Genomic DNA, 14,665 nt, shown 5'->3' with positions numbered 1-14,665 from the left:
CGTTGCTGGGCTCAGCTCAGTCTGGCCAGCAGCGACAAGGCATCCTGGGGCGTGCGACGGGACATCAACGCTTCACCGGCAAACTCGCTGGCCGAGCACTGTTGCGCCATGGAATGGCAGAGCGCCTCCCGAGCGAAGCCGTTGAGGCCCAGTTGGGCGAACGGCGTCTGGATATCGATGGACTGCGCGGCGTCCGGGATCAACGGCGACAGGGCGTTGAGCAGCAGGTTTTCCGCCTGCCCTTGAGTGGCGGCCGCGGCAGGTGAGGGCGTCGCTTGCGGTTGGGGATCGGCCAGGGCGGCTTGGATCAGGGCAATGGTTGCCTGCGGGAATTTGGCATTGGCCAGCTCGGAGCTGTGAGCCTTGAGCTGTGGCCACAGGGCGACGACCGACTCGAGGAAATCCAGCTGCACGAGCGAATCCAGGCCCAGGCTTTCATAGCTTTGTGTCGGGTCGATCTGCTCAACCATAAAGCCGGTGATCGCCGCGAGTTGATCGAGTACCCAACCCTGGACATCCACCGCCGGCGCCTGTGGATCGGCTTCAAGTCGGGCCAGCAAGGCGGTCGGGGTAGGGGCATCGAAGAGCTGAGCGGTGAGCGCTTTCTTTTCCGGGAAGTGCTGGGCCAGGGACTCGAAAATATCCACCAGTCCCAGCGAGTCGATCCCCAGGCTCTCGAAGCTTTGATCGAAGTCGATCTGTTGTGCCTGGAAGCCGGTGACGGCGCTGATTTCGCCGCGCAACCATTGCCCGTAGCTGAGTGCCGATGTCTCTGCGACGGTTTCGGCGACGGGCATCGGGGCCAATATGGTCGGTTTAGCGTGAACAGGCTCCAGCACTGCAACACTTTGGCTGACGGAGGTTTCGATCCCATGGGCATAAACGCCCTCGAGAACTTGTTGATGAGCATTGAAGTAATGGGCCGTGACGGTTTCGGCCTGTTCCAACACGCGCAGCAATATCGCTTCCTTGGCGACATTGGATTCGCACAATGACTCAATGATCTTTTCAGACAGAGAGAAATAGCTGTGGGCTATTCTCCCGTTGGACACGATGAATTCCTGCACCACATCGTTAAGTTGCAAGCGCATCAGGTTCTCCTAACCAAGTCGGTCGATATTTCTATACAAAAGAAAGATCAAAAATCATGGCCCAGGACTGGGCCTTGTTTATATCAATGAAGCAAATTGGCAATAGCCATTGGGCGACTTAAAGTTGGAGTTCCACTGCGTCGATCTCATAAGAGGTGGTTTTTCTGGCGCCCTTGAGCAACCCGGACCTTACGTTCAGGTAAGTCGCCAGCGTTATCGCATTGGCACCTTGGAAAGCGATGTAGCCGTCAGGACGAATCAGCATCAACGTGCCTGCCTTGGCGTGGTAGCGCTTGTGCAGTCGCCAATCGGGATCCAGCAGTGTCGAGTGCCAGGAGGGCAGCCCGGCGCTGCTCAGGGCATCGATCACGCAATAAGCCTTGATGCCTGGGTAGTCCTTTTCCACCGACTCGGCCAAGGCGTAATGGCCCGGCAATAAAGGTGAAAACTGATCGGCCGCGCTGAAGATCAACAGCGTGAACGTTCCGTGGAACAGGTCGATCAAGTGTTTTGTGGGCAGCCCTTGCAGTTGCCACAACTCGACATCGGGTGCCAGTTGCCCGGCGCGAGGTGCTGCACTCGGGAACTCGGTTTTTTTACCTTTCTTGTTCCAGTTGTAGCGCTGTTTCTTCGTCAGCGATTCCTGGATGTAATCACTCTTTTCGTAGTGATACTGATGACCGGAAATCATTGACGGCAACTTACGCTGGACCTTTTTCCGTTTACTCAACAACGGCAGGACGTTGTCACGCAGCCAGACCAGGGCGCGCCGCCGGACGGTAATCAGTCCCGTCAACCGGTGGGCGGTGTTCTCGACTTCCAGGGCAACCGGATAACGCTCCTCGTTGTAACTGTCGAGCAAGGACGGATCCGCCAGGCCCTGATCGACATAGGCGATTTTCCAGGCCAGGTTATAGGCCTCGGAAACCCCCAGGTTCATCCATTGGCCACCGATGGGGCTGCCGATATGCGCCGAGTCCCCCAGCAGGAACACCGAGCCTTGTTGCATCGTTTGCACGCGGCGATGCTGGAACGAGGCGATGGTCGTCGAGGAAATATTGGACAACGTCATCTTCTGCCCACGTCCTTCGCACAGGCGCTGGAAGTTCTCCAGGCTCAGCGACGGACGCTCGCCTTCTGGCGGCAGGTTGTAGGGCATTTCGATGAACAGCCGATAACGGGACTGGGCGCTGATCGGCGCAACCGCCACGTAACCGTCTTGTGCACCGAGGAAAAACGCGCCCTCATCCTGGCTGCCGGACCATTGGATATCGGCATCGGCGAGCATGAAAAAGCGGTCATAGGACGAACCTTCGAAGGTCATGTCCAGGCGTTTTCGAATGTTGCTGCGAGCACCGTCACAGGCGGCCACCCAGCGACTGGCGAAGGTTTCGTCGGTGCCGTCGGCATGCTTGAGCGTCATGCGCACCGAACCCGGCAGGTTTTCGATGTCCACCAGTTCGGTGTTCCACTCCACCTCCGCGCCCAGTTCCTTCAACCGCTCCAGGAGAATCTTCTCGGTTTGCGGCTGTGGCAGGCTCAAGAGCAGGGGGTAGGTCGCGTCCAGGTAGGAGAAGTTGTAGTTCAACACTCGCTTGGCATTCGACTGCACGGAAAACTGGTTGATCGTGAAACCGTCGTGAATGGCTTGCTCGGCAACCCCCAGGTCTCGAAAGATTTCCAGGGTGCGGGAATGGATCGCCATTGCCTTGGTCGCGGTCGAGGGGCCGGCGTTCTTTTCAATGATGCGAAACGCCACGCCCCATTTTTTCAGCATGATTGCCAAGGACAGGCCGATGGGCCCGGCGCCGACGATCATGACGGTCGGGGCGCTGTCAGGGCGCTTGAAATGCTTGGGGGCCAAGTTGCTCAGCGTGTTCATCGATCAGTACCAGTTTCTGTAGAAGGGAGAGTTGGCGATGCCGAGCAGGTCAGCGTCGCCTGATGAGTCGCCGTAGGCATAAATATAAAAATCATCCAGATTGCTCAGGCAGCCTTTCAGGCGCGTGACTTTCTCTCGCTCTACACAATTGGTACCGGCGATCCCGCCGGTGAGTTTGTTTTTTGCCGTGGCCAGGCGCGTGCCGCACACATAGTCAAACCCCGCGGCCTGGCCCCAAGGGATCAGGTAGTTTTCCGGCGAGTTGCTGACCAGCGCGGTGATATGCCCCATGGACTGATGCCATTGCAGTCGCCGCAGCGCCTCGGGCCTGAGCCAGAGCGGCAGCTGTTCGCTGATGAAGTATTTGGCGTGCTCGCGTTCTTGCTCCACCGACAGCCCGCCCAGGTAACAGGCAATGAAGGCCAGGCGCGCTTGCATCAGTGGGGTGATGCCCAGGATCACGCTGAGCATCTTGGGCAGCAGGGGAATGATCCGCAGCCAGAACGAACGGGTGCCGACGATGTAGCGCATGTAGCGCCAGAAGGTGTGCCGGTCGGTCAACGTGCCGTCGAAGTCAAAAACGGCCAGTACCGGTTGGGTGCTGTTAATGTGCATGTGCCTCTTCCTTGAGCTGGATGATCTCGATGGTCTTGGGCAGCTTGAAGCCCGACAGGTCACGCGAAAGCAGGGTGCCCAGCGCGTTCTGGGTCAGCTCGCCGGTCCCTTCGACGCACAGGTGCAGCACGTTGACTTCCTTGTGATCCGGGACGATATAGGCCCTGGCGCGCACCACGTCGGGGTGCTTGAGGGCGATGGATTCGATTTCCACCAGGTCGACCATCTGCGCCTTGATCTTCGAGATGCGCAGGCGTTGGCAAAAGAAAAATACATGCCCATCGTCGTCGCGCCAGACCAGGTCACCGCTGTGGAACCAGCCGTCGCGGAAGAATCGGGCATTGGTGTCCTCGGCATCGTTGTAGCCGCCGATCACCATCGCGCCGCGGATCAGTAACTCGCCGATGCGCCCGGGTGCCACGTCCTGGCCCTCGGCATCGACGATGCGCAGTTCCACGCCGCTGATCGGCTGGCCCATGGCGCCGCGGTGGACCGGGCCAATCGAACTCTGCACGAGCACCGGCATGCTTTCGGTCAAGCCGTAGCCCTGGAGTACCGGATTGCAGCCCAGCAGCGTGCCCAGCTTTTCGGCTTCATCGGCCGGCAGGTGGCTGCCGCCCGAGTAGAGCATCAGTTGCGGGTGCAACGGCAACCGCGGGCCTTTGCGTTTTGCCAGCCGCGTATTGAAGTAGCGAATGACATCGGGCACCAGGCAAGCAAAGGTGACCTGGTGCTCGGACAGGACTTCTGCCAGGTCCCGGTTGAGCAGGGTGTTGGTCATGAGCAGGGTGGCGCCCACGCTCAAGGGAAACACCATCATCACCGACAGGCCGAAGATGGCATACAGCGGCAGTGTCACCAGATGCACGGAGCCGACGCCTTGCAGGTGAAAATGCTCGTGCAGCCCATCGCTCGATTGCGTCAGGTCGAGGTAGCGGTGAGAAACCGCCAGGGGCCTGCCGATGCCTCGATAAGTGAACTGCACCGAGACGATCGGATTGCCTTCGGGCAGCAACAAGGGTTCGAGCTGTCGAGGCAAGTGAGAGGCGGCCGTTGCACTGGCGGGCAGGGGCGATGAAGGTTCGCTCCCGTCGTCCAGCACCAGGGCGTGTCTGACGCCGTTGTTGGGCTGGAATATCTCGTTGTGTTGCACCCATAGCACTGGGGTCGTGACCACCAGGGTCGGCCTGGCGAGGCTGACCACACTGTTCATTTCAAAAGAGGTCAACTTGTAGTTGAGGATGACCGGAATGGCACCCCGCCCGATAATCGCCAGGTAATAAGCGATGAAGGCCACCCCGTTGGGCAGCACCAGCGCGACTTTATCACCTGGCAATACACCGAGTGCCGTCAGGGCGCCATTGCAGGCTTCGGCCTTGATGCGCAGCTCGCGATAAGTAACGGTGTCTTCTTCCGTGTCCAAGTGTCGGATAGCCACTTGCTCGGGAAAGGATTCCGAAAAACCGACAAAACGATGCAGAAAACCTTCTTTATATGAAAGGCTTTTCATTTACCAACCTCTTTCAATCCTTGGATATAGGGCGTGTCAAAAAAGTACTACAGAGGCAGGCTTTATGAATGGTCTCAATTAAGCATCTGTGTAGTTGTTGTTCCGATACCAGTCCAGGGTATCGGTCAGGGTTTCAGCGACAGGGCGGAATTGGCATTGCAACTCCCTTGAACTTTTGTTGTGGCTGAAATGCGTGCGGTCTTGTTCTTGCGCCATCAGCTTGACCGTAGACGTACTGATCAGTACCGGCTTCTTGGTAATTCGGTAATAGCCTTCATAGATCAGCGCGATCAGTCGCAGCATGAACAAAGGCACTTTTCGTTCCGGGGCTTTTACGCCACTGACGCTGGCCAGCGCCTGGAAGATGCTCTTCATGTCCATGTGATTGCCGGCGGCGAGGTAACGCTCTCCGGACCTGCCGCGGGTGATGGCCGCGATTTGATGTTCGGCCACATCCCGGGCATCGACGACGGAAAAGCTGCCGGGAAGTACGCCGGGCAGTTTTTGTCCGACAAAGTCCAGCAGAAACTGCCCTGAGGACGTCGGGCCGATATCCCCCGGGCCGAACATCCACCCTGGCAAGACCATGGCAATGAACATGTCCGGGTGCTGCGCCAGGAATTGCTGGACTTTCTGTTCGGACAATATTTTGCTCAAGTAATAATCATCAGCCTCCTGTTCACTGCGAGACATGGTTTCATCGATCACTTGATCTTTATTGCCCTTCAACACCGCAATGGACGAGGTGTGCACGGCACGACGGATGCCGGCGTCATAAGCAGCTTGCAGCAAGCGCTCGGTGCCGGTCACATTCGTGTCATAGAGTTTTTGCCAGTGTTTCCCGCCTTTGTAACTGTCGCGGAAATAAGCCGCCGTATGGAACAAGGCATCGCACCCTTGCAGTGCATGACTGAAGGCGTCGACATTGAGCATGTCGCCTTCGACCCATTCGACGGGCAGGCCGCTGAACTGTTTCTTGGCCTTCTCTGCGGAACGAACCAGGGCTTTTACTTTGATGTTTCGTTTTAACAGCGCACGAACGACATTATTCCCGAGCAGGCCAGTAGCGCCTGTAACGAAGGCATATTCCATTAAAATCCCGCTCCTGTGAGGTGACCTGTCATTGCATTGAGATCGGTGTCACTGACTCGATGCCCTGATCAGGCGTTGGGCTCCACCAACGGCGCAAGTAAAAACCATTCGGTATCTGGAAATCAAGCGGTATTTCGCAAAGCTAGCGAATCGATGGCTCTGAACCGGCCGTTACGTGGATTTTTTCATCCGATAGCGTGGCGTGGAGATGCGGAAAATGCGGCCTTGAGGAAGGTCAAAAAGAGGGCCAGCCCGCCCGCGAGCAACGAGCCTCGATGGTTTGGATTCACCTGTTCCCGGTGTGAAAAACGTGACTGCATAGTCCATCTTGCATCACGGCAGGCTGTCCCGGTTACATGGCACATACATGGCACTTCTTGAAAGTTAAAATGTAAATGATTGAATGAGGCGCGTATAAGATATGATGGCGAACACGGGTTCACTACAGTGAGTAATCGCTTCGTCGCATTCAGATACAGGTGCATATTTTGACTGGCCAAAGGAGCCGAGGGCGTGATTAAAAAGAGACTAGGTCGAGAAGAGAGCCAGCAAATAACAAGAGACAAATTATTCGACACCGCTACTGAGCTGATGATCAGCAAAGGCTTTCATGCCGCCAGCGTCAACGTCATTGCCGAGGAGGCCGGCTTCTCCAAAGGCGCCTTCTTTTCCAATTTTTCCAGTAAATCGGACTTGCTCCTGCAACTGACTCAACGCTTCAAGCGCGTTGAAATCGATCGATTGAGTACGACCCTGACGTCGGGGTATTCGTCGGAGCAGTTGAGCCATGGCTTGAACGCCTATATCGACACCCTGAAGAACAATACCCGCTGTGCGATCCTCGACGCCGAGTTGCAATTGATTGCCCTGCGTGATGAAGCGTTCTCGCAGCATTACTATGACCTGCATGAGGAAAACAGCGAGGCCTTGGGCAAGTTGATTACTGTCATATTCAACCATGCTGGCAAGAAACCACCGCTGGAACATGCCGCGCTTGCGAAGACCTTCACGGCCTTGGCCGAAGGCTTGATATTGCAAGGGCATAAAGATCCAGCGACTGAAATAAAGCTGGTGCTCAATTCGCTCATCCAGACCGCAGAGTCTTTGTAGTCCGCCGCCATTATTCCCGACAGGCCAGCGATTGGCGTCCAGCATCTGGTTCGCTAATGCCGCTGCCTGGATCAACAGCTCATGAAATGATGTTGACGGTGCGACCGTCATCGCGAGCAAGCTCGCTCCCACATTTTTTGGGGCGCCTGCGAGAGGCTCATCCACCGCCACTCCCCTGTGGGAGCGAGCTTGCTCGCGATGGCGATGGTTCAGCTAGAGCAATGCTTTGGCCCTCACGGACAGATTCGCGCAAGACCCCGACAGTCCCAGCAAGCCTGCGAAAGCCCGGCATCCGCCGATGCGAGACAGTGAAGCCGTCGATAACGACAGCGCCCATGGGCGCCGGGCCGGCGAATGTCTCGTCTGCCCGCTCACGCAGGAGAGCGATCATGACCGATATCCAACCCACTATTCCCCACGAAGTCGAAGGCAAGGTTGCGCTGGTCACCGGCGCTGCCAGTGGCATCGGCAGGGCTGTCGCATTGCTGTTGCATGCCCGCGGCGCCAAGGTGGTGGCTGAAGACATCAACCCCGCCGTCCATGAGCTGGCCCGTCCGGGGCTGGTGCCGCTGGAGGCCGACATCACCGCGGATGGCGCCGCCGAGCGCGCCGTGGGCCTGGCCGTCGAGCAGTTCGGCCGGCTGGACATCCTGGTCAACAACGCCGGGATCATCATCAACAAGTTAGTGATCGACATGACGCGCCAGGACTGGGAACGCATCCAGGCGGTCAACGCCACCGTCGCCTTTCTGCACTCACGCGAAGCGGTCAAGGCGATGATGCCCAACCAATCGGGGGCCATCGTCAACATTGCCTCCTACGCGTCCTATTTTGCCTTCCCGACCATTGCCGCCTACACCGCCTCCAAGGGGGCCCTGGCGCAACTGACGCGCACCTTGGCGCTGGAAGTCATCGAGCAGGGTATTCGTGTCAATGCCATCGGGGTTGGCGATGTGGTCACCAACATCCTCAATGACGTGGTCGAGGACGGTCCGGCGTTCCTCGCCCGGCACGGTGAAGCTGCGCCCATCGGTCGGGCTGCACAGCCGCAGGAAATTGCCGAGGTGGTGGCGTTCCTGGCCTCGGACCGTGCGAGTTTTGTGGTCGGTGCGGTGGTCATGGCGGACGGCGGCATGACTGTTACCGCTGGTTAGTCGGGCATCGTGCTGCGCACGCGCATGACTTGAAGCGAACGCGGTCACCTTGTGGGAGCGGGCTTGCTCGCGAAAGCGGTGGGTCAGTTGGTGAAGATGTTGGATGTAACGCCGTCTTCGCGAGCAAGCCCGCTCCCACAGTGGTTTCGAGGCGTTCCAGGGATCGGAATCCACCGCCGACCTTTGTGGGAGCGAGCCTGCTCGCGATAACGGTGTATCAGACCCGAACAACTACCTGCGCAACTGCGCCGGACTGATGCCAAGGCGTTGCTTGAACAGCGTGGTCATGTGCGCCTGGGAGTTGAAGCCACAGGTGTGTGCGATGTCGGTCAGCCGGGCGGTTGAGTCACGCATCAGCGCCCGTGCCTTGGCGAGGCGCCGGTCGATCAGGTAGCTGTGCGGGCTTTTGCCAGTCGCCTGCTTGAACGCCCGCATGAAATAACCCTCGGACAAGCCAAGCAGCCCCGCCATGGCCTGGACCCCCACCGGGCTGTCGAGACTGGCGTCGATGAAGTCGTCGAGCAGGCGCATCCGGCTGTCCGTGATGGAGCCTTGAGGGCGTGGTGAAAACGCTTTGTGATCGATCACGCGTTCAGCCAACCCGAGCGCCCAGGCTTCCCAATCGTCCTCTGCGGTGGCACGCAACAGCGCGCTGCGCATTCTCAATGCGAGGGTGATGGCCTGCGGGTCAATGCGATTGTTGAATGCATGCGTCCCCGGTAACGCCATACCGTCGGTACGCACGACTCGCAGGTATTCACCGCCAGCGGGAGATTCGGAAAACACGTCGCATCCGACGGGAACGAATGCCAGGCCGTTGGGCAACGCGTCAAACGGCCGGACCCGGTCGCTGCCGATGGCGTGCAGGCCACGCTGGCTGTCGAAAGCAAAGCCGATGGCTGACTGGGCCGCGACATAGCGAGTGGCGTAGGCGCAGCCGGGCAGCAATTCGATCGCCCAGGGACCGGCCTCGATACGACGGACCGGTTCAGGTGGGGGCGGCGGTTGGCGGTTTCGCGAGCTCATGGACTGCATAGTAGTGAAGAGCGGGCCCGAAAGTCAGGTCAGTTTTCTGAAAGCCCGTCGATGGCGCGCTGATTAGACTGGGCAAAAACCTGGAGGCCCACCATGCACACACTGACCCGCGACGACATTGAACAGGCTGCCCGCCATCTCTATCAATTCATGCCCGCCACTGCCCAATACGCCTGGCCGTTGTTGGCTGAACGGTTGGGTTGCACCGTGTGGGTCAAGCATGAAAACCACACCCCGACCGGGGCCTTCAAGGCGCGCGGTGGCCTGACCTTCGTGCATTGGCTCAAGCGCGAACACCCGGAGGCAAAAGGCATCGTCACGGCGACGCGCGGCAATCACGGCCAGAGCCTGGCGCTGGCGGCCACTGCCTTGGGTTTGAAAGCGCTGATTGTCGTGCCGCAAGGTAACTCGGTGGAGAAGAACAACGCCATGCGTGGCTTTGGCGGCGAGGTGGTCGAGTATGGCCGCGATTTCGATGAGGCCCGCGAAGAGGCCTTACGCTTGGCCCACGCCCAGGGACTCTACCTGGTGCCGCCGTTTCATCCCGAATTGGTCAAGGGTGTGGCGACCTACGGGCTTGAGCTGTTCCAGGCGGTGCCGGACCTGGATACGGTCTACGTGCCGATAGGCTGCGGATCGGGGATTTGCGCAGTCATCGCCGCCCGCGATGCCTTGGGCCTGAAAACCCGCGTGGTGGGCGTCGTGTCCACCGAGGCCGACGCGGCGAAGTCGTCCTTTGAAACGGGAAGACTTTGCGAAACCCCTTCGGCCAATACCTTTGCCGACGGACTGGCCGTGCGCAAACCCATTCCCGAGGCCTTGGCCATCTACGGTGCCGCTGCGGCGCGGATCGTAGCGGTCAGCGACGCTGAAATTGCCGAGGCCATGCGGGTGTATTACACCGACACCCACAACCTCGCCGAAGGCGCGGGCGCCGCGGCCTTGGCGGCGCTCATGCAGGAGCGTGAAGCGATGCAGGGGAAAAAGGTGGCGGTGATTCTGACCGGGGGGAATATCGACCGGCCAGTGTATGCGAGGTTGATCGGTTGAGCCGGCGCGGTGGGCACTTCAGGACTCAGCTTAGATCGATTATTTCTTACGGTTATTGATATAGCTTTGGAGGGTATACCCATGACCGAAGAATCGAAGCGGTCGCCTGGGAAATGTGGCTTCAAGGAGATGTTACCCAACCAACAGTCTGTTGCGGCATTGTTGCACCCTGGACACTGGCTGCTTTGTGGCGATGAGCTTATGCGTTAAAAGAATTTCTAGTGGGGATTATAAGAGCGTTATGTTCTATGAAATCCATTCAGGAATGCCTTCATGAAGTTCTTCCGTTCTCTGCTCCTCAGCACATTGTTCGCCGCACCGTTGTCCCAGGCCAGCGAGCCGTTGGTCCTGCATGTCGGCGACCAGAACTATTACAACGTGCGGGCCTCGATGGAGGCTTCGGGTGTGCTTGAGGGCGCTCCCTACCGCGTCGACTGGAAACATTTCCAGGCCGCCGCGCCCCTGGCCGAGGCACTGAATACCGGCGACCTGGACCTGGGTTTCCTCGGCGATTCGGGGTTCCTGTTCCTGGCTGCCAAACAGGCTCCGGTGAAACTGATCGGTGTTTCGCGGCAGAACCCGGACACCATCGCGCTGCTGGTGCCCAAGGACTCACCGGTCAAGACCATCGCCGACCTCAAGGGCAAGAAGGTCGCCTATTGGCCAGGCGCCTGGAGCCAGCAACTGACCCTGCGTGCCCTGGAACAGGCCGGCCTGCCGGAGCACCATGTGGACTTCATCAAGCTGATGCCTATCGACGCGGCGGCGGCCTTGCCCCAGGGCAGCATTGATGCTTTTCCGGTGTGGGAACCCTACATCTCGCAGCAGATCCTGTTCTCCGGCGCCCGGCCTATCCTGACGGCGAAAAACCTCATGCCCGGCCTCAGCGCCATTGCCGCTTCGACACCGGCCATCGACAACAAGCGCGAAGCCATTGCCGACTTCCTCGGGCGGGTGAAGCAGGCACGTGCCTGGGTCGACACCCACACCGACGCATACGCGGACCTGTGGGCGAAAAAGGCCAACCTCGACCAGAACGTCTCGCGCCATTGGTTGCGCCAGGCTCACATGAGCATCGGCCCGGTGGACCGACAGGCCGCCGCCGACCTGCAAAGCACGGCGGATTTCCTGTTCAAGGTCAAGGCGCTGCCGGCCCCGCTGACCACCGCCGGGATTATCGACACGTCCTTCAACCAGGCCTTGGGCGAATAACTCGCGCGAACACGTTTCCTGACTCACCCGCAGGCCCCGTGGGAGCGGACTTGCTCGCGAAGGCTTTCGGTCAGTCGGTATCATCATTGACTGACAGTCCGCTATCGCGAGCAAGCTCAGCTCCCACAGGGGGTTCGTGGTGAACCCCGGATTTGTGCAACCCCATTACCCTGTGGGAGCCGAGCTTGCTCGCGATGGCGTTGGCACCTTCAACGTGAATGCAAGCCTACCCACCGCTATCGCGAGCAAGCTCAGCTCCCACAGGGGGTTCGTGGTGAACCCCGGATTTGTGCAAGCCCATTACCCTGTGGGAGCCGAGCTTGCTCGCGATGGCGTTGGCACCTTCAACATGAATGCAAGCCTACCCACCGCTATCGCGAGCAAGCTCAGCTCCCACAATGTATGTGTGGTGAATGAGGCTCTGGGTCAGTGTCCCAGAGCCCTTTTGCCGCTCAGTAGCGGATCATCACCGATTTCAGTTCGGTGTAGTCATCGATGAATGCACTGCCAAATTCACGGCCCATCCCGGAAGATTTGCTGCCGCCAAATGGCACGGCCGGGTCGAGCAGGGTGTGCATGTTCACCCATACGGTGCCGGCTTCGATGGCGGGAACCATGCGCAGGGCCTTGCCCAGGTCATTGGTCCAGAGGCTGGCGCTGAGGCCGTAGGGCGTGTCGTTCATCAGTTCCAGCAGTTCTTCCTCAGTGTCGTAAGGAAAAAAAGTGGCGATCGGGCCGAAGGTCTCTTCGTTGAGCAGGCTGTCGTCGCGGCGGTTGGCGAGGATGATGGTCGGCTCGACGTAGCAACCCGGCCCATCGATCAGCTTGCCGCCGTGGACGATGGTGTTGTTCTGCGCGCGGGCCTTGGCGAAGAACTCCCCGAGTTTGTGCTGGTGCTGGCGGTTGGTCACCGGGCCGAATTCGGTGCGTTCGTCCAGGGGCGAGCCAATGGTGAGCTTACTCAAGCGCTGGGCCAGTTTGTCCATGATCGACTCGATCTGCGAGCGATGGACGAAGAACCGTTCCGCCGCCGCGCAGATTTGTCCCGAATGCAGGAAGCCCGCCTCGATGATGCCGTTGACCGCCACCTCGGGATCGATATCGCGCAGGAACCCCGCGGCATTCTTCCCGCCCAGTTCCAAGGTCGCACGGGTCAGCCCGGCGCCCATGGCCGCCTGGCCCACCGCCAGGCCGGTGGGCACGGAACCGGTGAATGACACCTTATTGGTCCCAGGATGCTCGATCAGTCCTTTGCCCACCTGGCCGCCACCGGTCAATACGTTCAGGGCACCGGCCGGCAGGCCGGCTTCCATGGCCAGTTCAGCGATGCGCAGGATGGTCAGCGGGGTGAACTCGCTGGGCTTGATGATGATGCTGCAGCCGGTGACCAGGGCCGAGGCCAGTTTCCAGATGGCGATCATGGTGGAAAAATTCCACGGTACGATACCGACCACCACCCCGACCGGTTCACGCAAGGTGAACGCGGTGTAGCGTTCCCCAGCGAAGGACGGCAACGAGGGGGTGATCGTCTCGCCACCGATCTTGGTCGCCCAGCCGGCGTAGTAACGCAGGAAGTGCGCGGCCTGGTCGACTTCGAAGGCCCGGGAGATGTGGATGATCTTCCCCGACTGGCAGGTTTCGATCTGCGCCAGTTCTTCGCGGTTGCGCTCCAACAGGTCCGCCAACTTGAGCAGCACATGGCCGCGAACCGCTGGCGCGGTTTGCGACCATTGCTTGAAACCGCGACGGGACGAATCCACCGCCGCATCGATGTCGCCGGGGGCGGCGTCGCTGACCTGGGCGATGACTTGGCCGGTGGCGGGGTTGACGACGTCCAACGTCTGGCGGCTCTGGCTTTCGACGTAGCCACCGTCGATGAACAGGGCGTGATGTCTAGCGAGGAAGGCTTCGACCTGAGGCAGCAGGGCAATATCGCTCATGAGGGTTTCCTGATCGCGAACAAGGGAAAGCCCGAGGGTAATCCCGGCGCCACCGCCCGGCTTGACTGTGCCTGCCGCGCGGTATGTCTGTGGCTGCCAGCCCGAGCGATTGGCAGCCAGGAGCAAGGTCCTGTGCAGCCAGGGACAAGCCAGCCTGGCCGGTTTGCGATCAGATTCGGTTTTGACTTGATGGGCAAAGGGGCGGGCGATGTTTCTCCAGACCAACAAACAGAAATTGGCGTTGATTGCCCAGGTGCAGCGTGTGCTGGCCGGTGAAAGGCAGGCCACGCCGATGCTCGATGCGTATCCGCCACTGCGGACGGTCCTTGAACAGTATGCGGGGCAAATGGCGAGCGTCGCCGCGCGGTTGCACCAGGCCGAGGCACAAGTGCAAGCGCAAACCTTGCGCCGGCAGCAAAGCGAGCATGAGTTGCACCTGGCTCGCCAGCAACTGGAGCAAGCCCGCGAGCGTGAGCAGGTGCTTGAACATCGTTTGGGCGAATACAACCAGCAGCTACAGCAACATCGCCAGGACGCGCAGATCTGGGAACTGCTGCAGTCGACCCTGACGGAAGGCTGCTGGGACATTACCGTGGTCGACGGCGATCTCCAGCACCCGGCCAGTGGCATGCGTTTTTCCAGTCAGTTCCGTGCGCTGCTGGGGTACGGTCCTGGCGACCTGCCCGATGGCTGGGATGCCCAGGTCGGCATCACCCACCCGGATGACCTGCCGAAGATCATGGCCATTTTCGACCGCGAGATTCTCGGTTCCCAGGGCAGCGGCGAATACGTCTTCGAATACCGCATGCGCCACAAGAGCCGGGACTACATCTGGTGCCGCGAACGCGGTCGGGCGGTACGTGACCCCCATGGGCAACTGGTGCGGGTCATCGGTGCGGTGCGTGATATCAGCGATGAGCGCTCGGCCCAGTCCACCCACCAGCGCATGCTGGAACAGAACCAGGTGACCTACG

General features: G+C 59.6%; 11 protein-coding genes and 1 pseudogene. 5 read left to right on the top strand and 7 right to left on the bottom strand.

What is annotated here, in order from left to right:
- Positions 1-11: 11 nt before the first annotated feature.
- From J3P88_RS18570 to J3P88_RS18550, 5 genes are all read right to left on the bottom strand, one after another.
- Positions 12-1,091, bottom strand: coding sequence for an acyl carrier protein (locus J3P88_RS18570; protein WP_434570859.1), 1,080 nt, complete (start codon positions 1,089-1,091; stop codon positions 12-14).
- Between the two features lie 118 nt (positions 1,092-1,209).
- Entirely contained in the window at positions 1,210-2,973 is a 1,764-nt protein-coding gene (locus tag J3P88_RS18565; protein ID WP_434570857.1) for an FAD-dependent monooxygenase, read from the bottom strand.
- Positions 2,974-2,976: 3 nt separating this feature from the next.
- Positions 2,977-3,588, bottom strand: coding sequence for an HAD-IB family hydrolase (locus J3P88_RS18560; RefSeq protein ID WP_434570855.1), 612 nt, complete (start codon positions 3,586-3,588; stop codon positions 2,977-2,979).
- Positions 3,578-5,098, bottom strand: a complete 1,521-nt coding sequence (locus J3P88_RS18555; protein WP_434570853.1) for a class I adenylate-forming enzyme family protein — start codon at positions 5,096-5,098, stop codon at positions 3,578-3,580. Before J3P88_RS18555 ends, J3P88_RS18560 begins: the two co-directional genes overlap by 11 nt.
- 78 nt (positions 5,099-5,176) lie before the next feature.
- On the bottom strand, positions 5,177-6,190 hold the full coding sequence (locus tag J3P88_RS18550; RefSeq protein ID WP_186707380.1) for an SDR family oxidoreductase: 1,014 nt from the start codon (positions 6,188-6,190) through the stop codon (positions 5,177-5,179).
- Between the two features lie 513 nt (positions 6,191-6,703).
- Here J3P88_RS18550 and J3P88_RS18545 point away from each other — a divergent pair.
- Together J3P88_RS18545 and J3P88_RS18540 are read left to right on the top strand one after the other, a co-directional pair.
- On the top strand, positions 6,704-7,300 hold the full coding sequence (locus J3P88_RS18545; protein ID WP_186707381.1) for a TetR family transcriptional regulator: 597 nt from the start codon (positions 6,704-6,706) through the stop codon (positions 7,298-7,300).
- Positions 7,301-7,689: 389 nt separating this feature from the next.
- Complete coding sequence (locus tag J3P88_RS18540; RefSeq protein WP_434570850.1) at positions 7,690-8,454, top strand: SDR family NAD(P)-dependent oxidoreductase; 765 nt, start codon at positions 7,690-7,692, stop codon at positions 8,452-8,454.
- 231 nt (positions 8,455-8,685) lie between these two features.
- On the opposite strand, the gene J3P88_RS18535 is transcribed toward J3P88_RS18540, so the two are convergent.
- Positions 8,686-9,489 (bottom strand): helix-turn-helix transcriptional regulator, encoded by an 804-nt coding sequence (locus J3P88_RS18535; RefSeq protein ID WP_186707393.1) that lies wholly within the window; start codon positions 9,487-9,489, stop codon positions 8,686-8,688.
- A 93-nt stretch (positions 9,490-9,582) separates the two neighbouring features.
- Between J3P88_RS18535 and J3P88_RS18530 the strand changes: the two genes are divergently transcribed.
- On the top strand, positions 9,583-10,539 hold the full coding sequence (locus tag J3P88_RS18530; RefSeq protein ID WP_434570847.1) for a threonine dehydratase: 957 nt from the start codon (positions 9,583-9,585) through the stop codon (positions 10,537-10,539).
- Between the two features lie 273 nt (positions 10,540-10,812).
- Positions 10,813-11,751 carry an ABC transporter substrate-binding protein gene (locus J3P88_RS18525; RefSeq protein ID WP_434570846.1) on the top strand — a complete coding sequence of 313 codons (939 nt, stop codon included), beginning with the start codon at positions 10,813-10,815 and terminating at the stop codon, positions 11,749-11,751.
- Positions 11,752-12,203: 452 nt separating this feature from the next.
- On the opposite strand, the gene J3P88_RS18520 is transcribed toward J3P88_RS18525, so the two are convergent.
- The gene (locus J3P88_RS18520) at positions 12,204-13,691 is read right to left on the bottom strand and encodes an aldehyde dehydrogenase family protein (RefSeq protein ID WP_434570844.1); all 1,488 of its coding nucleotides are present in this window, start codon (positions 13,689-13,691) and stop codon (positions 12,204-12,206) included.
- Between the two features lie 208 nt (positions 13,692-13,899).
- Here J3P88_RS18520 and J3P88_RS18515 point away from each other — a divergent pair.
- A pseudogene (locus J3P88_RS18515) lies at positions 13,900-14,562 on the top strand (PAS domain-containing protein); the annotation flags it as partial.
- Between the last annotated feature and the right edge of the window lie 103 nt (positions 14,563-14,665).

Source organism: Pseudomonas sp. Z3-6, assembly GCF_051131985.1.
Lineage (GTDB): Bacteria > Pseudomonadota > Gammaproteobacteria > Pseudomonadales > Pseudomonadaceae > Aquipseudomonas > Aquipseudomonas zanjanensis.
This window is presented reverse-complemented; position numbering and strand designations above follow the sequence as displayed.